Source organism: Streptomyces sp. NPDC057654 (genome assembly GCF_042800135.1).
GTDB lineage: Bacteria > Actinomycetota > Actinomycetes > Streptomycetales > Streptomycetaceae > Streptomyces.
Genome location: NZ_JBHVHQ010000080.1, coordinates 1 through 16,870, shown reverse-complemented (window position 1 = coordinate 16,870; position 16,870 = coordinate 1). Strand labels below are relative to the sequence as shown.

19 protein-coding genes are annotated in these 16,870 nt (G+C 71.0%); 9 read left to right on the top strand and 10 right to left on the bottom strand.

Annotation, left to right across the window (positions count from 1 at the left end):
• The 3 genes from ACFU99_RS09635 to ACFU99_RS09625 all read left to right on the top strand — a co-directional run.
• On the top strand, positions 1-738 hold a 738-nt coding region (locus ACFU99_RS09635), incomplete at its 5' end, for a glycosyltransferase family 4 protein (protein WP_384388307.1).
• Between the two features lie 91 nt (positions 739-829).
• Positions 830-1,573 carry a class I SAM-dependent methyltransferase gene (locus ACFU99_RS09630; RefSeq protein WP_384388305.1) on the top strand — a complete coding sequence of 248 codons (744 nt, stop codon included), beginning with the start codon at positions 830-832 and terminating at the stop codon, positions 1,571-1,573.
• Positions 1,570-2,652 (top strand): prenyltransferase, encoded by a 1,083-nt coding sequence (locus ACFU99_RS09625; RefSeq protein WP_384388302.1) that lies wholly within the window; start codon positions 1,570-1,572, stop codon positions 2,650-2,652. The genes ACFU99_RS09630 and ACFU99_RS09625 overlap by 4 nt, the downstream gene beginning before the upstream one ends.
• A 7-nt stretch (positions 2,653-2,659) precedes the next feature.
• On the opposite strand, the gene ACFU99_RS09620 is transcribed toward ACFU99_RS09625, so the two are convergent.
• From ACFU99_RS09620 to ACFU99_RS09600, 5 genes are all read right to left on the bottom strand, one after another.
• The gene (locus tag ACFU99_RS09620; RefSeq protein ID WP_384388299.1) at positions 2,660-3,115 is read right to left on the bottom strand and encodes a hypothetical protein; all 456 of its coding nucleotides are present in this window, start codon (positions 3,113-3,115) and stop codon (positions 2,660-2,662) included.
• A 247-nt stretch (positions 3,116-3,362) separates the two neighbouring features.
• Positions 3,363-3,656 (bottom strand): hypothetical protein, encoded by a 294-nt coding sequence (locus ACFU99_RS09615; protein ID WP_384388296.1) that lies wholly within the window; start codon positions 3,654-3,656, stop codon positions 3,363-3,365.
• Positions 3,657-3,761: 105 nt separating this feature from the next.
• Complete coding sequence (locus tag ACFU99_RS09610) at positions 3,762-5,123, bottom strand: DUF4157 domain-containing protein (protein WP_384388294.1); 1,362 nt, start codon at positions 5,121-5,123, stop codon at positions 3,762-3,764.
• 134 nt (positions 5,124-5,257) lie between these two features.
• Positions 5,258-5,458 carry a DUF397 domain-containing protein gene (locus tag ACFU99_RS09605; RefSeq protein WP_384388291.1) on the bottom strand — a complete coding sequence of 67 codons (201 nt, stop codon included), beginning with the start codon at positions 5,456-5,458 and terminating at the stop codon, positions 5,258-5,260.
• A 10-nt stretch (positions 5,459-5,468) separates the two neighbouring features.
• Complete coding sequence (locus ACFU99_RS09600) at positions 5,469-6,350, bottom strand: helix-turn-helix domain-containing protein (protein WP_384388288.1); 882 nt, start codon at positions 6,348-6,350, stop codon at positions 5,469-5,471.
• Between the two features lie 255 nt (positions 6,351-6,605).
• On the opposite strand from ACFU99_RS09600, the gene ACFU99_RS09595 reads away from it, so the two are divergent.
• From ACFU99_RS09595 to ACFU99_RS09580, 4 genes are all read left to right on the top strand, one after another.
• The gene (locus ACFU99_RS09595) at positions 6,606-7,076 is read left to right on the top strand and encodes an ATP-binding protein (RefSeq protein WP_384388285.1); all 471 of its coding nucleotides are present in this window, start codon (positions 6,606-6,608) and stop codon (positions 7,074-7,076) included.
• An 82-nt stretch (positions 7,077-7,158) separates the two neighbouring features.
• Complete coding sequence (locus ACFU99_RS09590) at positions 7,159-7,692, top strand: hypothetical protein (RefSeq protein ID WP_384388310.1); 534 nt, start codon at positions 7,159-7,161, stop codon at positions 7,690-7,692.
• A gap of 45 nt (positions 7,693-7,737) precedes the next feature.
• A complete protein-coding gene (locus tag ACFU99_RS09585) occupies positions 7,738-8,529 on the top strand; it encodes a maleylpyruvate isomerase family mycothiol-dependent enzyme (protein ID WP_384388282.1) in 792 nt (263 codons plus the stop codon).
• An 84-nt stretch (positions 8,530-8,613) separates the two neighbouring features.
• Positions 8,614-10,083 (top strand): M1 family metallopeptidase, encoded by a 1,470-nt coding sequence (locus ACFU99_RS09580; RefSeq protein WP_384388279.1) that lies wholly within the window; start codon positions 8,614-8,616, stop codon positions 10,081-10,083.
• A gap of 28 nt (positions 10,084-10,111) precedes the next feature.
• Here ACFU99_RS09580 and ACFU99_RS09575 read toward each other — a convergent pair whose 3' ends face one another.
• Positions 10,112-10,564 carry a winged helix-turn-helix transcriptional regulator gene (locus ACFU99_RS09575; RefSeq protein WP_384388276.1) on the bottom strand — a complete coding sequence of 151 codons (453 nt, stop codon included), beginning with the start codon at positions 10,562-10,564 and terminating at the stop codon, positions 10,112-10,114.
• Between the two features lie 108 nt (positions 10,565-10,672).
• On the opposite strand from ACFU99_RS09575, the gene ACFU99_RS09570 reads away from it, so the two are divergent.
• Positions 10,673-12,013, top strand: a complete 1,341-nt coding sequence (locus ACFU99_RS09570; RefSeq protein ID WP_384388273.1) for an MFS transporter — start codon at positions 10,673-10,675, stop codon at positions 12,011-12,013.
• Here ACFU99_RS09570 and ACFU99_RS09565 read toward each other — a convergent pair.
• The 4 genes from ACFU99_RS09565 to ACFU99_RS09550 all read right to left on the bottom strand — a co-directional run bounded on the left by ACFU99_RS09565 (position 12,003) and on the right by ACFU99_RS09550 (position 16,173).
• On the bottom strand, positions 12,003-13,013 hold the full coding sequence (locus tag ACFU99_RS09565; RefSeq protein WP_384388271.1) for an LLM class F420-dependent oxidoreductase: 1,011 nt from the start codon (positions 13,011-13,013) through the stop codon (positions 12,003-12,005). The two genes, ACFU99_RS09570 and ACFU99_RS09565, sit on opposite strands and share 11 nt — an antisense overlap.
• 173 nt (positions 13,014-13,186) lie before the next feature.
• A complete protein-coding gene (locus tag ACFU99_RS09560) occupies positions 13,187-14,092 on the bottom strand; it encodes a hypothetical protein (RefSeq protein ID WP_384388269.1) in 906 nt (301 codons plus the stop codon).
• 313 nt (positions 14,093-14,405) lie between these two features.
• Positions 14,406-15,281: an N-acetylmuramoyl-L-alanine amidase gene (locus ACFU99_RS09555; protein ID WP_384388267.1), complete on the bottom strand. Its 876-nt coding sequence runs from the start codon at positions 15,279-15,281 to the stop codon at positions 14,406-14,408.
• Positions 15,282-15,495: 214 nt separating this feature from the next.
• Positions 15,496-16,173, bottom strand: a complete 678-nt coding sequence (locus ACFU99_RS09550) for a class I SAM-dependent methyltransferase (protein WP_384388264.1) — start codon at positions 16,171-16,173, stop codon at positions 15,496-15,498.
• 259 nt (positions 16,174-16,432) lie between these two features.
• Between ACFU99_RS09550 and ACFU99_RS09545 the strand changes: the two genes are divergently transcribed.
• Positions 16,433-16,870 (top strand): acyl-CoA dehydrogenase family protein (locus tag ACFU99_RS09545; protein WP_384388262.1); only part of this gene is annotated, 438 nt, incomplete at its 3' end.

The following is a 16,870-nucleotide window of genomic DNA, read 5'->3' as shown; positions in this document are numbered from 1 at the left end:
AGACTGCCGAGCGTGCTCACCGTCTCCGGCTCCTCCCGCCAGGAGATCGTCGACGACCTCGGCGTACGCGACGACCGGGTGCACGTCGTCCACATCGGCGCCGACACCGGCCTCTTCTCCCCGGACCCGGCCGTCCCCGAGGTCCCCGGCCGCATCGTCACCACCTCCAGCGCGGACGTCCCCCTCAAGGGCCTCGTCCACCTCGTGGAGGCGCTGGCGAAGGCCCGTACCGAGCACCCCGAAGCGCACCTGGTCGTCGTCGGCAAGCGCGCGGAGGACGGCCCGGTGGCCACCGCGATCGAGCGGTACGGGCTGGGGGACGCCGTGGAATTCGTGAAGGGCATCAGCGACTCCGAGCTCGTCGACCTCATGCGCTCCGCCCAGATCGCCTGCGTGCCCTCCCTCTACGAGGGCTTCTCGCTGCCCGCCGCCGAGGCCATGGCGACCGGCACCCCGCTGGTCGCCACCACGGGCGGCGCCATCCCCGAAGTCGCCGGCCCCGACGGGGAGACCTGCCTGGCCGTGCCGCCCGGCGACGCGCAGGCGCTCGCCGCCGGACTCGGCCGGCTGCTGGGCGACGCCGAACTGCGGCGCCGGCTCGGAGCCGCCGGACGGGAGCGCGTACTGGCCCGCTTCACGTGGAAACAGGCCGCTCTCGGCACGGTCGAGCGCTACCGCGCGGCGATGGCGGAGAGCCGCCGCCCGGCGGGGACGCCGCCGAGACGGGGGCGGGGGTAGCGGGACAGCCCGCCCCGCCCCGACCCGACCCGAGACAGCCAGACAGTCCCACAGCCCGACAGCCCGACAGCCGAGACAGAAGGCAGACCCCGTGCTGACCGTCGATTTCTCCCGCTTCCCGCTCGCCGCAGGCGATCGCGTCCTCGATCTGGGCTGCGGCGCAGGGCGGCACGCCTTCGAGTGCTACCGGCGCGGCGCACAGGTCGTGGCGCTCGACCGCAACGGCGAGGAGATCCGCGAGGTCGCCAAGTGGTTCGCGGCGATGAAGGAGGCGGGCGAGGCCCCGGCCGGGGCGACCGCGACCGCGATGGAGGGCGACGCGCTGGCGCTGCCGTTCCCCGACGACAGCTTCGACGTCGTGATCATCTCCGAGGTCATGGAGCACATCCCGGACGACAAGGGGGTGCTCGCGGAGATGGTCCGGGTCCTGCGCCCCGGCGGCCGGATCGCCGTCACCGTGCCCCGGTACGGGCCGGAGAAGGTCTGCTGGGCGCTGAGCGACGCGTACCACGAGGTGGAGGGCGGCCACATCCGCATCTACCGCGGCGAGGAACTGCTCGGCAAGATGCGCGAGGCCGGCCTGAAGCCGTACGGGACCCACCACGCGCACGGCCTGCACAGCCCGTACTGGTGGCTGAAGTGCGCGTTCGGCGTGGACAACGACAAGGCGCTGCCGGTACGCGCGTACCACCAGCTGCTGGTCTGGGACATCATGAAGAAACCGCTGGCCACCCGCCTCGCGGAACAGGCGCTCAACCCGCTCATCGGGAAGAGCTTCGTGGCGTACGCGACGAAGCCGCACCTGCCCGCGCCGGTCGCGGCGGCCGCCGAATGACGTCGCCGGAACGTACCGAACGCCTCGAACTCGCCGGGGTCCTCACCGCCGAACAGGCCGCCGGCACGGTGGCGGGCATAGCCGCTGTCCAGCGCACGGACGGCGCGATCCCTTGGTTCCGCGGGCACCACCTGGACCCGTGGGACCACGTGGAGGCCGCGATGGCGCTGGACGCGGCGGGGGAACACGACCGCGCCGAGGCCGCGTACCGGTGGCTGGCGGAGCACCAGAACCGGGACGGCTCCTGGTACGCGGCCTATACGGACGAGCCGGGCGGCGTGAACACGGCGGAGCCGGCGGACCGCGGCCGGGAGACGAACTTCGTCGCGTACGTAGCGGTGGGCGTCTGGCACCACTACCTCTCCACGGGCGACGACACCTTCCTCGACCGGATGTGGCCGGTGGTCTTCGCGGCGGTCGAGTTCGTCCTGGCGCTGCAACAGCCCGGCGGCCAGATCGGCTGGAAGCGCGAGGACGACGGCGCTCCGGTGGCGGACGCGCTGCTCACCGGCTCCTCCTCCGTCCACCAGGCGCTGCGCTGCGCCCTGGCCATCGCCGAACACCGCGAAGAGCCGCAGCCCGACTGGGAGTTGGCCGTCGGCCTGCTCGGCCACGCGATCCGCCGCCACCCGGAACGCTTCCTCGACAAGAGCCAGTACTCCATGGACTGGTATTACCCGGTCCTCGGCGGCGCCCTCACCGGCCCCGAAGCCAAGGACCGCATCGAGTCCCGCTGGGACCGCTTCGTCGTACCGGACCTCGGTGTCCGCTGCATCCTCCCCAACCCCTGGGTGACGGGCGGCGAGAGCTGCGAACTGGCCCTGGCCCTCTGGGCGATCGGCGAATCCGACCGTGCCGTCCAGATCCTCCAATGGATCCAGCCCCACCTCCGCGCCCCGGGCGGCCTCTACTGGACCGGCTACGTCTACGAAGACGACGCCATCTGGCCCGAGGAGCGGACCACGTGGACGGCGGCCTCGCTGCTCCTGGCCGTGGCCGCCCTGGGCGGCGACGAGCCGACGACGGCGGTCTTCGGCGGCGAGGGCCTGCCGAGGGGGCTGACACCGGACTGCTGCTGACGCTGAGTCAGGTCGAGCACTCATGCAGGTAGAGAGGGGGGTGCCGATCGGTGCGCACATCTGACGCCGGAGCATTGCCCCAATAGGGCCCGCTATCGCGGTCCGTCCAATACCAGATGTCGTTGCCTTCCGAGTCGAGATGGCCATACCCCCAGCACGAATAACGGATGGGGGTATGGGTGAGTTTGAAGACGCGCTCGGACGTTTCGTCGCGTTGACGGTACAACTTGACCGCTCGGTCATCGCCTGTGCAGTACAGGAACCCGGAGCGGACCGTGCACGTGGCGGCAGGGGTGGGCAGGCCGGTGCCTGGCCGGCCACCAGGCGTACTGCCCGCAGAAGGCGTTTTGGCAGCAGCCGCTTTCTGCGGCGTCCCCTCGCCGCCCGCGTCGCCCCCGCCGCCCAACGCGGAAGTGGCGGCGGTGACCACGCCGAACACCCCTCCGCCGACGGTCGTGATCACAGCCGCGACAAGAGCGACTTTCCCGGTCTCGCTCAGACCGCCGAACCACACCCGTAACCGGCGCATGAACCCCCGCCGCCGGGGCGGAGGCACTGGTCCGGGATCTGGGTCGGGGACGGGGTCCGGGTCGCTGTTCGGAGATGCCGGCGCCGGGGACAACGAAACCTCCTGGGCCTTTCCATTGGCAGGTCGGGCTCCAGACTGTAGATGATCCGAGTGACCAGGGCGACAGGGCAAAACCAGTGCGCTAGACGCGCCGAATCCGGGCCGCGACCGCGTGCCCGACGATCAGATAAATCACGGCGGGCAGCCCGTAGTTGAGCAGCGTACGCAGCCAGTCCGTACGCATGGTGAAGAGGTCATACGACCACCCCGCCAGCCAACGGGCGGCATCGTGCACGAACCCGACCAGGTCGTTCGCCCGGTTGGCGTCGAGCACGTAGAAGAGAATCCACAACCCGAGGATCAGCGCGGTGACATCCGCGACGACGATCACGGCTGTCGCCGCGCCATTGGTCCCCTGGCGAATGTGTTTGGACATAGGGCCCGAGTGGCCCGTGGTGAACGGCTCAAACCAGCCTGACGGCAAGGGAGTTGGATGACAGGGTCCCGAGGCTTCCCGTCCCGGGGCGGCCGTGCTGTGCTATCACCGCGCGGACCGCCGGTAGTGGACGCGGATCTCCGGGTAGAGCAACGCCTTGTCCTTGATGAGGAATTCGTTGGTACCTGTCGCGCCGAGCCGGGCCGGGTTCTTCTTGATGCCGGGGCTCATCACCGACGTGCGACCGTCCTTCATCGTCTCGTGGTTCTCGGCCCGCCTGTTGTGCCCGAGGTGCGCGAAGTCGGGTGAGCCCAGGAGGCCGCGCATCAGCATCAACTGCCGGGGAGGATGCGACGCGTCCGTGCACTCGGGGTCCTCGCACTGGGGGCAGGCGAAGTACGTCTGCGCCTTGGAGGAGTTGTCGGCGACGTACGTGCCCTGGCCCAGCACGCCGTACTGGGGCTTGTCCTCGGTGCCCTTGTTCCGGCCCTTCTCGGGCGCCGGCCCGTTCTTGTCGATCAGGTCCATGACGTCGGTACTGGTGCCGTGCCAGAGGAAGCCCTCCCCGGCGCTCTGGGGCACGTCCGACCGGGACTGGCCGGGGTGCTGCTGGTAGCCGGGTTGGCGCGAGGTCGACGCCGCGCCGCCGAGGTCGGGCCGGCGACCGGTGGACCAGGGGACCCGCTCGCTGCGGTCCTTGCCCGAGGCTTTGAGTCCCTGCTTGTCGACCGAGACCAGCGACTGGTGGTAGAGCTGCCGGTTGGTCGCGTATTTCTCCCACAGCGTGGGGTTGGCGCAGACCACGATCTCCACGATGTCCATGTGCGCGCTGCTGGGCGGCGGCGGACCGCCGGGCTTCCCCTCCTGGAGCCGACGCGTGTGCGACGCGCGCTGCTCGTCGGTGATCGCCGGGTCCGCGAGCCGCTTCTTCGACTCCGCCATCCGGGTCGCCTCACCCTTCGGCGCAGTGACGGGCGCGCGTTCCTGGGAGAGCTGGCCGTAGCTCTCGATGGCCTTCCACACGCGGTGATCGCGAGGTAGGGAGGCCGTGTGGTAACCCTTCCCGCTGTCGGTCCACTGGAGATCGTTCCAGTAGTCCGGGACCTCCTTGCCGAGCGCCGCGTTGAGGTCCGGCGGCAGCCCGACCTGCGGTTGCGGCGCGGCCGCCGGAGCGCCCCCTGGCGCCCGCTGTACGTGCCCGGCGCGTGTCGCGGCGGCGCGCTGCACGTGCTCGGCTGCCGTGGCGGGGACTCCGAGGGGCCGTTCCCCCAGCCGCTGCCCGTGCCCGCACCCCGGCCCGTGTTGGTGCCGAGCCTCGTCCACCGCGCGCGAGACGGCCGCGTTTCCGGCCAGCCGCTGGAGCGAGCGGACCCCGGCCGTCCACTCGGGCGCCTGCGCCGGCCGGGACCGGGGCCCCGCCGGGCCGTTCCCACGGTCCCGCTCCTTGCCGTTGTCCTGCGCGCGCATGGGCGGCTCCCCTCGATGGTGGATGGACGGCGGAACGAGATTGTCCTTCAGCATGCCAAGGTCGGGTAGGGCCGCGAGGGCACCACCGGGGGCAGTCGGACTGGCCATGCGGTCGCGAGGGCGGTCCCGCGCCGCTACCGCCGCCCCGTCGCCGCCGGTCCTTTCGCCCAGCCGAGCAGTGCCCGCATGGCGGGCTTGGACGTGCTCAGCACGGTGCCTGGGACAGTGCTCTCGCGGAGGTGGAGGGTGCCGGTGGGGGCGGCGGCCAACTCCAGGCAGTTGGTGTTGCCGTCGCTGCTGCTCATGGAGGATTTCTGCCAGTTGAGCGTGGACATGGGGTTCCCCTCACAGGATGTACAGCAGGTGCTGCAAAAGGCTAAGCGAATCCCGTTGCGAGGTGAACCTGCGTTCGGTTTCCGGGACGAGGGGCGGCAACGCCAGAACGGACAGGCGGTCGAAGATCGTGCGGTAACGCGCGATGTGCTCGGGGGTACTGAGGAAGTCGGCGCCGACATCGTGCTCCATGTAGACCGTGCTCAATTCGGGCTCAGCTCCGCCGAACAGGACGAAGGGGCCGCCCACGGCTGGAAGCGGGCCGGAGCGGAAGGGCACGATCTGGATGGTGATGTTCGGAAGCCGGGCCACATCGATGAGGTGCGTGAGCTGACGACGCAAAACCTCGGGATCGACGAAGTACATGTGGAACACGGCTTCGTGAATGATTGCGTGGTAATTCGGTGCAGGGTCGCGCGTCAGGACTTCCTGTCTCCTGAGCCGGAACTCGCAGAAGCGCCGGGTGGCGTCGGCGTCCCGGTTGCGCGTCTCCAAGAGGGCTTTGGCGTATTCGGGGGTTTGGAGCAGGCCAGGCATGTTCACCGTCTCGACCCCGGAGAAGGAAGGGGAAGCCGCTTCCAGTTCGGCCAAGTCGAGTGCTCTCGCGTCCACGTCATGGCGGAACCCGCGCCACCAGCCGCCCTGGTCGCCTCTGGCCATGGCCACCAGGGCTTCGACGTAGGTTCCAGACTTGCATCCGTATGCGCGAGTGAGGGTACGCAACTTCGGCTCGGGGATGGCCGTGCGGCCAGCCTCGATGTGGCTCAGGTGAGGGCCGCCCAGGCCCACGAGCGCGCCGGCGTCAATGGCGGACATGCCGCTGCGGACGCGTAGTTGCCGCAGTTCACGTCCGAGTCGGCGCTGAAGCTGGGTCGGGTTGGTACGAAGTCCCATAGGAGACTCCTAGCAGCCGTCAGGGACGGGTTCGAGCGGGATTCCCGCCTCGTCACTCGATGGAGCGAACGAAGGCGAATCGGGTACAGGCTGCAACCCTGAGTGCTCTACCTTCAGAATTGAACTCCCATCCCGGCGCAAGTCGGAAGTGCACCGTGGGCCAACGCTCGTGACATCGCCACCACTGTCGGACGGGGTTCGCCGAGAGGCTCAGTTCCGTCTGCCTTACTCCCCTCACCTATGTGGAGGCGCACTATGTGCACCGTCCCCACCCCGCATCCCGACTTCTCGCTCACGTTCCCGCCCGACCCCGCCTGGGTCCGTACGTGCCGGGAAACTGTCCGTACCTCCACCCTCGCTCTCAAGCGGTCCGAACTCACCGAACTCGCCGTGCTGCTCACCTCCGAGAGTGTCACGAACGCGATCACGGCGTGTGCGGGTGCCGGTTGTGCGTACCCCATCACCCTCCACGGCGAGTGGCGGAGCGAAGGGGAGCTCCGTATTCACGTGCGGGACGCCGCACCCGGGGTGCCCGCCGTGTGCAGTTCGGCTCCCGACGCCGTCCACGGTCGCGGTATGTACCTCATCGCGACCTGCGCCGCCCGCTGGGGCATCTGTCTCGACGGGCCGGGGCCCGGGAAAACTGTGTGGTTCCAGATGGGCGAGCCCGTCGGCGGGGGCGGGGTCGGGGAGGTGACTCGTACGGGTGTGCTGGGGTCGCGGTAGCGGGGTGGTTGGGCGACCCTGCCAGGGAGTGTGTCCCGTCAGCGTCCCGTTCCGGAGGTCCGCCGTGTCCGTACGCGTCACGATGCGTCATGCCGTCATCGCTTTGCTGCTCAGCGGTCTGCTGCTGGCGGGGACAGGGTGTGGGAGCAAGGACAAGGACGGCGAGGGCGGGGCGACGCCGTCGGCCAGTACGTCGGCGGAGCGGCAGAAGTTCGCCAAGACGCGGTTCGTGGCCAATGCGGGGCTGGCGGCGGGGGCCACGTATCAGTGGATTGTGAAGCCGTACCGGAACGGCAAGTTCAAGAAGGGGGCGAACGGGCGGGTCACCGCGATGGTGAAGGCGGGGCTGGCCGGGGCCTTCACTTACAACCGGCTCAAGGCCGCCACCGCCAACGCCAAGGGGGATCCGACGCTCTCCAAGGCCGTCGCCCCGCTCGGCGCGGGCATCGCCTCGCTCAAGGGGCTCGGGAGCAAAATCCGCCGGGGGGAGAACGTGGACGGCGACGTCAGCTCCTTCCAGAACGTCATCACCGGGGTCAAGGACGCGGGCAAGGGGGCGGGGGCCGAGGTCGACGACAAAGTGCCGTCGTTCTCGGACGTCAAGAAAGGGTCGTGAAGACGGGTAGGGGGCGTTGTCAGTGGGGGCGTTTAGTCTGCCGTCATGACTCTTCTCAGCTTTGAGCGCTACTGCGACGAGATCCTCCTCCAGACCGAGCAGTTGGCGACTTCCCTGGTCGATGCCGACCTCAAGGCCATGGTGCCGTCCTGTCCCGAGTGGACCCTGGAAGATCTGCTGCGGCACCTCGGCGGGGCCCACCGCCGGGTCGAGGCGACCGTACGGACGCGGGCGACCGAGTTTGTCCCGGACGAGCAGGTCAGCGGCATCTCCGGTCCCGAGGGCGCGGACGTACACACCCTCGCCGCCTGGCTGCGCGATGGTGCCGCCGAGCTCGTACGGACCTTGCACGAGACCGGGCCCGAGGTGGACGTGTGGGTGTTCTTCGGTACGGGGTCCGTTTCCTTCTGGGCCCGGCGCATGGCGCACGAGACCGTCGTGCACCGCGCGGACGTGGATCTGACGCTGGGCGCGGAGTTCGCCGTCGACGGGGAGGTCGGGGCCGACACCATCGACGAATGGCTCCAGATCGGCGCCCTGCCGCAGCTCATGGAGGCACGGCCCGAGCTGCGCGAACTGCTCGGCCCCGGGCGCACCCTGCACTTCCACGGCACCGACGCCGTCCCCGGCGTCGAAGCCGAGTGGCTGCTCGACCTCACCGGCGACGCCATAGTCGTCCGGCAGGCTCACGAAAAGGCGGCCGTCGCCCTCCGGGGCTCCATCACCGACGTACTCCTGGTCGTCTTCCGGCGGCAGCCGGTCTCGGCGGGGCGCGTGGAGGTCATCGGCGACGCCGAGCTGCTGGACTTCTGGCTGGAGCGGGTCAAGTTCGCGTGACCGGGTGAGGGGCGCGGGCGCCGTCGTCTTTCGCCGCCCGTCTTCTATGCTCGGGTGATCGCTGACTGGGGGGAATCTCCGAGAATGACCACACCGAGCACGTGCGTCACACCGAGCACGCCCGCCGCACGGCGCCCGGCCGCGCGCCGCCTCCTCCTGGTCTGCGCCCTGCCGCTCGTCCTCGCGCTCACCGCGTCCTGTACGAGCTCCGGCCACGAGGAGAAGGCGGCGACCGCCGGGGCAGCCGGGGTCGGGGACCCGCTCTTCGCGGGGCTCGGCAACGGCGGTTACCACGTCAGCCACTACGGCCTGACGCTCGACTACGACCCCGACGGCAACCGCCTCAAGGGCAAGGCCGTGATTACGGCCCGCTCCACCCAGCGGCTCAGCGCGTTCAACCTGGACCTCAAGGGACTGACGGTGCGCGGCGCGACCGTCGACGGGAGGGCGGCGCGTACGGCACGCGAAGGCACCGAGCTGACGGTGACGCCCGAGACCGCCGTCGGCAAGGACCGCCAGTTCACGACGACCGTCGAATACGACGGCGTCCCGAAGACGGTCATGGGCGACGACGGCGCGAAGGAAGGGTGGATCGAGACGTCGGACGGCGCGGTCGGACTGGGCGAGCCCACCGGGTCGATGACCTGGTTCCCGGGCAACCACCACCCCTCGGACAAGGCCGCCTACGACATCACCGTCACCGTCCCCAAGGATCTCACCGCCGTCTCCAACGGTGAGCTGAAGCGCAAGGAGACCAAGGGCGACCGCACCACCTTCTCCTGGCACAACGGCGAACCCATGGCCAGCTACCTCGCCACCGTCGCCATCGGCGACTTCGACGTCGCCACCTCGAAGTCCGGCGACATCCCCCTCTACGTCGCCACCGATCCCGAGGAGGCCGAGACCGAGGCCGACGACAGCATCGACGTGCCCGGCACCATCGACGAGGTCCTCGACTGGGAGCGCGGCCTCTTCGGCCCGTACCCCTTCAGCAGCGCGGGCGCGATCGTCGACCATCTCCCCGGCCTCGACTACGCCCTGGAGACCCAGACCAAGCCGTACTTCGAGGCGGCGCCGGACGAGGCCCTCGTGGTGCACGAGATGGCCCACCAGTGGTTCGGCAACTCCGTCACCCCGCGCACCTGGCGCGACATGTGGCTGAACGAGAGCTTCGCGACGTACGCCGAGTGGATGTGGGAGGAGAAGACGGGCGGGCGCTCCACGGACCAGATCTTCGCCGACTTCTACGACAACAGCGACGACGAGAGCGAGGGCATCTGGGCCTTCCCGCCCGCCGACCCGCCCTCGGGGGCGCGCGTCTCCGACTCGCCGGTCTACGGCCGCGGCGCCATGGTCCTGCACAAGCTGCGCAAGGCCGTCGGCGACAAGCCCTTCTTCGAGGCCGTACGCGCCTGGACCCACGACCACCGGCACGGCAACGCCGACACCGCACAGTTCATCCGGCACTTCGAAGAACACACCGGCAAGGACCTCGGCCGCGTCTTCGACACCTGGCTCCGGGGCAAGGGCAAGCCGCCGTCCGCCGACGCCTGACGCCACCCCGCTGCCGCGCCGCCTCGAACTATTCGGCGGAGAGCTTGTGGACCTCGGTGTCCTCGGAGTCCAGCCGCCGGCCGTCTGCCGACAGCACTTCCAGCGCGCGGAGAGGGCGTTCCTCCCTGCGGTCGACCAACTCCGAGTGCGGCTCGCCGGGGGCGAAGAAGTTCTGCTCGCCCCACTGCCGCAGCGCCACGATGACGGGGAAGAGCGCCTTCCCCTTCGGCGTCAGTACGTACTCGCGGTAGGCGCTGCCGTCCGAGGCGGGGACGGTTTCGAGGACGCCGCCCGCGACCAGGGAGCGCAGCCGTGCGGTGAGGATGTTCTTGGCCACGCCGAGGCTGCGCTGGAACTCTCCGAAGCGCCGGCTCCCGTCGAAGGCGTCCCGCACGATCAGCAGGGACCACCAGTCGCCGATCGCGTCCACCGACCGGGCGACGGGGCAGTCGCTGTCGTCGAAGCGCGTTCTGGTCACCATGGCGTTCCTCGCTCACTCTCACGATTCATGACGGTTGCAACATGCTACCAAGGCGGCTATTTTCCTATGTGGTAGCAAGATGAAACCAGAAATGAGGGAGGGGTGTCGATGCCCGGCAATGCCGGTGAGGCTGTGTCGTGGCGGGATGAGGCCGGGGGAGGGGGAGTCTCCGCGCCCGCCCTCTCCCGCGGCCTCGTCGTCCTGTTCGCCGTCGCCTGCGGCGCCGCCGTGGCCAACGTCTACTTCTCCCAGCCGCTCCTGGTGACCATGGGCCACGACCTCGCCATGAGCCCGGCACTCGTCGGCAGCGTCGTCACCCTCACGCACGTCGGTTACGGGCTGGGGCTCTTCTTCCTCGTGCCGCTGGGCGACGTGACCGACCGCAGGCGGCTCATCGTCACACAACTGCTGCTCCTGGTCGGGGCGTTGGCGGTAGTGGCCTTCGCCCGTACGGCGGCGATGCTGCTCGCGGGCATCGCCGCCACGGGACTGCTCGCCGTCGTCACGCAGACACTGGTGGCCTTCGCGGCGTCACTGGCGCCTCCCGCCGGGCGCGGACGGGTCGTCGGCCTGGTCACCAGCGGTGTGGTCAGCGGAATCCTCCTCGCCCGCACCGTCTCCGGCCTCCTCGCCGACCTCGCGGGCTGGCGCTCCGTCTACCTCGCCTCGGCGTCGCTCACCGCGCTGCTCGCTCTGGTCCTGCATCGCGTACTGCCGCGGCACGGCCACTCCGCGCCCACGCCCCCGAGCGACATCGGCGCCCCGCCCCTCCGTTACGGGCAACTCCTGCGTTCCACGGTCACCCTGTTCGTAAGAGAACCGCTGCTGCGGCTCCGGGCCCTGTTCGGGCTGCTGGTCTTCGCCGCCTTCAGCACGCTGTGGAGCAGCGTCGCGCTGCCGCTCAGCGAGGCGCCGTACTTCCTGTCCCACAGCGCGATCGGGGCGCTGGGGCTGATCGGCGTCGCCGGGGCCCTGGCCGCGACCGCCGCGGGCCGCCTGGGCGACCGCGGGCTCTCCCGGCGGACCACCGGCATCGCCCTGGCGCTGCTCACCGCCTCGTGGCTGCCCCTCGCCTTCACTCGCGGCTCGCTCTGGGCGCTGGTCGTCGGGGTGGTCCTCCTCGACCTCGCCGTGCAGGCGGTCCACGTCACCAACCAGACCCTGATCTACGCGCTCCATCCGGCCGCGGGCAGCCGGCTGATCGGCGGGTACATGGTCTTCTACTCGGTCGGCAGCGCCACCGGCGCCATCGCCGCGACCTCCCTCTACGCGGCGGCCGGGTGGGGCGCGGTCTGTGCGTTGGGCGCAGGGTTCAGCTGTGCCGGGTTCGTGCTGTGGGTGTTCACCCGGAACAGCTCCGGAACCCAGAACGGCCCCGGCGCCCAGAACGGCCCCGGCGCCCGTAACAGCCCCGGTGCTCGTAACTCCCCTGGTGCGCTCAGCTGTTGAGCTCCGCGAGTGCCCGCAGCGTCGCCGCGTCCGGGGAGGTGACGAGCAGGTCCGTCACCGGGCCGGCGCGCCACAGTTCCAGCCGTTCCGCGATGCGGGCGCGGGGGCCGACCAGGGAGATCTCGTCGGCGAAGGCGTCGGGGACGGCGGCTATCGCCTCGTCGCGGCGGCCCTGACCGAACAATTCCTGTACGCGCCGGGCCGCTTCTTCGTAGCCCATGCGGGCCATGAGGTCGGCGTGGAAGTTGCGGGTGGCGTGGCCCATGCCGCCGATGTAGAAGCCCAGCATCGCCTTCACCGGAAGCAGGCCCTCGGTTACGTCGTCGCAGAGCCTCGCCTGGGCCATGGGGGCGACCAGGAAGCCGGGCGGCGCTTCGGCCAGGGTCGGCGCGTAGACGTCGGCGCGGGCCGGGGACCAGTACAGCGGCAGCCAGCCGTCGGCGATGCGCACCGTCTGGGCGATGTTCTTGGGGCCCTCCGCGCCGAGGAGTACGGGCAGGTCCGCGCGGAGCGGGTGGGTGATCGGCTTGAGGGGTTTGCCGAGACCGGCGGCGTCGGGGCCCCCGTAGGGGTGGGAGTGGAAGCGTCCGGCCAGCTCCACCGGGGCCTCGCGCCGCAGGACCTGCCGGATCACGTCCACGTACTCGCGCGTCGCGGTCAGCGGGCTCTTGGGGAACGGACGTCCGTACCAGCCCTCCACGACCTGCGGGCCCGACAGCCCGAGGCCGAGCAGGACCCGGCCCTCGCTGAGGTGGTCGAGCGTCAGCGCGTGCATGGCGGTGGCCGTGGGCGTACGGGCGGCCATCTGCGCGACCGCCGTGCCGAGCTTGATCCGCGTGGTGTGCGCGGCGAGCCAGGTCAGCGCGGTGAAGGCGTCCGAGCCCCAGGACTCGGACGTCCAGAGGGAGTGGTATCCCAAGTCCTCGGCCAGCCTGGCCAGTTCGAGATGGCGGGGGTCGGGGCCGCGGCCCCAGTAGCCGAGTGCGAGGCCGAGCCGCATGGTGCACACCCTCCACGGTAGCTGACGCTATGTCAGTTCTGTGCGTCGTGACTGTACGGGCCGGGATACGGGCTCGGCAACGCCTCCGTCACCCCGGTGTCCGGGCAACGCGACGGCCCCTCACCCGCGAAGTGCGGGCGAGGGGCCGTCAATGCGAGGCGCGCAGTGTGGTGTCAGCCGCGCTGGATGCCCGTGGTGTCCTGGAGGACGCCGCGGCGGCCGTCCTGCGTCTGGGCGATGAGCGCCTGGCCGCGCTGGTCCACCGCGAGGTACCACGTGCCGGGCGCGAGCTCGGCGATCGGCGTCGGAGCGCCGTCCTCCGCGTACAGCGGGCGGGCCACCGGCACCGCGAACCAGAACGGCGCGAACTCCGGACCGGGCTGCTGCGCCGCCGCGGGCTGCTGCTGCGCGGCCGGGCCCGGCTGCTGCTGACCGGCCATCGGCTGGCCGGCCTGACCGACCTGACCGCCCTGGCTGTTGTGCTGCTGCGGGCCGGGCTGGGCTCCGTACGGCTGCGGGCCGCCGGGCTGCGCGCCGTACGGGGACGGGCCGCCGGGCTGGCCGGCGCCCGGGCCGGGGTAGCCGTACCCCGGGTTCGGGCCCACGCCGTACGGGGACGGCTTCGGGCCGGCCGCCGGGAGGAGGCCCGCCTTCAGCGCCGGGAGGCGCGGCGTGAGCACGGCCGCGGCGGCCAGCGCCAGGGTCGCGATCACGGTGAGGATGGAGCCGATGCCCGCCGACGCCTTCTGGGGAATGACCAGCAGGGACCAGATCGCGGACCAGGCCGAGGCCACCGTGAGGGCCGCGCCCCACTGGTCGAGCGAGAGCCCCGCGAGCTTGCGGCCGGCGGGCTGAAAACGCGCGCCGATGATAAGGATCGCGCCGATCAGGCCGGTCAGGATCACCGACGGAAGCACCAGGAAAAGCTCGTCCGTCGACCACGCGTTGGGGAGATCGAGCTTGTCGCAGAATCTACCGCAGTTGTCGACGGAGTAGTAGTCGAGGAACGAGGCGATGAACAGCAACACCGCTGCTCCGATCACCACGCCGTCGCCTCTAGTGAGGGAGCGGATGTTCACCTGAAATCCTTTGTCGGTCTCGTCGGTCTTCTTTGTCGCTGTCGCCGGAACGCGAGGTGCGAGGGCGCGGGGGTGGCCCCCCATCGTACGGGTGAACATATCGCCTGGACGGTCGGGGCGTCCTCATCGTTTCACCCCTGTGACACGGGCGTGGCCTGCCGCTCCTATAGCGCCTGACCACCGGCTCCCGGCGGCCCCGCATGGACTTTCAGCGGCCCCGCATGGGCTTTCAGCGGCTTCGTACGCGCTTTGAACGGCCTCGCACCGGCTTTGAGCGGCCCCGTACGGCCTTTGAGCGGCCTTGCGCGGGTTCTTACCTCGCCAAGAAGTCCGTAATGCCGTCCGCGATACCGCGTGCCGCTTTTTGCCGCCACTTCGCTTCGATGAGTTCGGCGGCGTCCTTCGGATCGCGCATATTGCCGCATTCGATGAACACCTTCGGCACCGTGGAGAGGTTGAGACCGCCCAGGTCATCGCGGACATTCAAGCCGCTGCCGGCCGCGATGTAGTTGGCCCGGCGACTGCCCGTGGCACGCTCGAACTCACCGGCAATACCCTCGCCCAGTACTCGGGACGGACCGACGATGGACGAAGTGTCGGCGCCGTCCTGCTTGACGGCCGCGGGCAGAATGACGTGGAATCCACGGTTCCCGACGGCGGAGCCGTCCGCGTGCACGGAAACCGCCGCGTCCGCGTGCGCCGCGTTCCCGATTCTCGCCCGTTCGTCCACGCACGGCCCGAACGGCCGGTCGGCGTCATGGGTGAGCGTGACCTTGGCACCGCGCTCTTCGAGGAGCGACCGCATACGGTGCGCGACGTCGAGCGTGAAGGCGGCCTCGGCGTAACCGGCGTCGGTGCTGGTGCCGGTGGTGTCGCACGCCTTGTGGCCCTTGCCCGCTTGAACGGCGCGAGCTATTTCGGCGGTGTGGTCGCGGTTGCGGGGGTTGTGGCCGGGGTCGATGACGACGGTCTTCCCGGCGAGGGGGCGCGCCCCGGCGCGCGCCGCCGGGTGGGTGGGCGCCGCGCCCGCCGCCGGGCGCTTCGCGTCGTCCTCGGAAGCGCTGCCGCCGCCCGTCGCGTCCCACGCCAGCCAGCCGGCGTAGCCGAGCGGTATGAGCACGGCCAGCCCGGCGACGAGGGGGCCGACTCGGGGGCGGCGGGGCGCGGGGGTAGGTCTGCCGTTCGACACGCGGGCGATGCTAGCCCCTTGCCCGCCGGCATCCGCCCCGTGGCGTCGTCCGGCGCGTGATCAGCGGCCGTACGGCCCACGTGCCCTGGCCCGTACGGCTCACGGGGTCTGGCCCGTACGGCTCACGGGGTCTGGCCCGTACGGCGCAGCGCGTGCCCGCGGCCGCTATGGCTATGGCCCTGGCGGGGTACGTGCGTCAGCGGCGCCCTGCCGCTCAGATGCCTGGGCCCGTACGGCGCAGCACGTGCAGCGAGCGCGTCGCCGACACCTCGGTGAACGCGCCGGACTCCAGGGCGCGGCGGTAGACCCGGTACGGGGCCTGCCCGCCGTCGGCCGGGTCGGCGAAGACGTCGTGGATGACGAGCGTGCCGCCGGGCGCGACGTGCGGGGCCCAGCCCTCGTAGTCGCCGGTGGCGTGCTCGTCGGTGTGGCCGCCGTCGATGAAGACGAGGCCGACGGGCGCGGCCCACAGGGCGGCGACCTGCGGGGAGCGGCCGACGACGGCGACGACGTGCTCTTCGAGCCCGGCGGCGTGCAGGGTGCGGCGGAAGGCGGGGAGCGTGTCCATCCGGCCGACCTCGGGGTCGACGACGTCGGGGTCGTGGTACTCCCAGCCCGGCTGCTGCTCCTCGCTGCCGCGGTGGTGGTCGACCGTCACGGCGCTCACTCCGGCGCCCCGCGCGGCGTCGGCGAGCAGGATGGTCGAGCGCCCGCAGTACGTACCGACCTCGACCAGCGGCAGGCCGAGCCGGGCGGCCTCCTCGGCGGCGGCGTGGAGGGCGAGGCCCTCGTCGAGGGGCATGAAGCCCTTCGCCGCCTCGAAGGCGGCGAGAATCTCGGGCTTGGGCGCCATGGCGTCCTCCTGGGGGCGGGGCCTGGGTCGGGCTGGCATCGGGGCTGTGGCTGGAGTTGCTGCTGGGGCGGTTAGCTCGACGGCCCATCGTGCCGGATCGCTCCCGGCATGACGCGCGGGGGCCACCGGCAAGGCGGTCTGGTTCACGCTGCGAACGGCTCCGGGGGCGGCGTCCCCTGCTCGGGGCGGGCTCCCTCCGGACGTACAGCGCAAGCCCACCCCACCCCCGAGGCCCGCACGCCCACCGAGCCCCGCATCTGACCTTCCGTCAGAATGAAACGTGTTCTAGTCTGCGCGCATGGGCATCGGAATCACGCAAGAGCAACGCGAATTGGCACAGGCCGTCCGCGGCTGGATCGCTCGTGCCGTACCGCCCGAAGAGGTGCGCAAGCTGCTCGACGCGCCCGGCGGCGGTACAGGGCGGGCCGCGTGGTGGGGCGGGCTGGCCGAACTGGGGCTGCTGGGGCCGCATCTGCCGCACGAGTGCGGGGGCGACGGCGGCGAGCTGCTGGACCTGGCGGTGGTTCTGGAGGAGACGGGGCGGGCCGCGCTCCCCGGGCCGTATCTGCCGACCGTCCTCGCCTCCACCCTGCTGGCCGCCGGGGAACGCCCCGACCTCGCCCGCACCCTCGTCGACGGGAAGCGCGCCGCCGCCGTCGCCCTCGGCGCCGGGACGCTGACCGCCGTCGCGACGGGCGACGGGTACGTACTCGACGGCACCGCGCCGCCCGTCCTC

Coding starts and splice junctions, on each gene's coding strand:
- ACFU99_RS09625 (WP_384388302.1), top strand. CDS start 1,570: ATGACGTCGCCGGAACGTACCGAACGCCTCGAACTCGCCGGGGTCCTC.
- ACFU99_RS09615 (WP_384388296.1), bottom strand. CDS start 3,656: ATGTCCAAACACATTCGCCAGGGGACCAATGGCGCGGCGACAGCCGTG.
- ACFU99_RS09610 (WP_384388294.1), bottom strand. CDS start 5,123: ATGCGCGCGCAGGACAACGGCAAGGAGCGGGACCGTGGGAACGGCCCG.
- ACFU99_RS09605 (WP_384388291.1), bottom strand. CDS start 5,458: ATGTCCACGCTCAACTGGCAGAAATCCTCCATGAGCAGCAGCGACGGC.
- ACFU99_RS09600 (WP_384388288.1), bottom strand. CDS start 6,350: ATGGGACTTCGTACCAACCCGACCCAGCTTCAGCGCCGACTCGGACGT.
- ACFU99_RS09595 (WP_384388285.1), top strand. CDS start 6,606: ATGTGCACCGTCCCCACCCCGCATCCCGACTTCTCGCTCACGTTCCCG.
- ACFU99_RS09590 (WP_384388310.1), top strand. CDS start 7,159: ATGCGTCATGCCGTCATCGCTTTGCTGCTCAGCGGTCTGCTGCTGGCG.
- ACFU99_RS09585 (WP_384388282.1), top strand. CDS start 7,738: ATGACTCTTCTCAGCTTTGAGCGCTACTGCGACGAGATCCTCCTCCAG.
- ACFU99_RS09580 (WP_384388279.1), top strand. CDS start 8,614: ATGACCACACCGAGCACGTGCGTCACACCGAGCACGCCCGCCGCACGG.
- ACFU99_RS09575 (WP_384388276.1), bottom strand. CDS start 10,564: ATGGTGACCAGAACGCGCTTCGACGACAGCGACTGCCCCGTCGCCCGG.
- ACFU99_RS09570 (WP_384388273.1), top strand. CDS start 10,673: ATGCCCGGCAATGCCGGTGAGGCTGTGTCGTGGCGGGATGAGGCCGGG.
- ACFU99_RS09565 (WP_384388271.1), bottom strand. CDS start 13,013: ATGCGGCTCGGCCTCGCACTCGGCTACTGGGGCCGCGGCCCCGACCCC.
- ACFU99_RS09550 (WP_384388264.1), bottom strand. CDS start 16,173: ATGCCAGCCCGACCCAGGCCCCGCCCCCAGGAGGACGCCATGGCGCCC.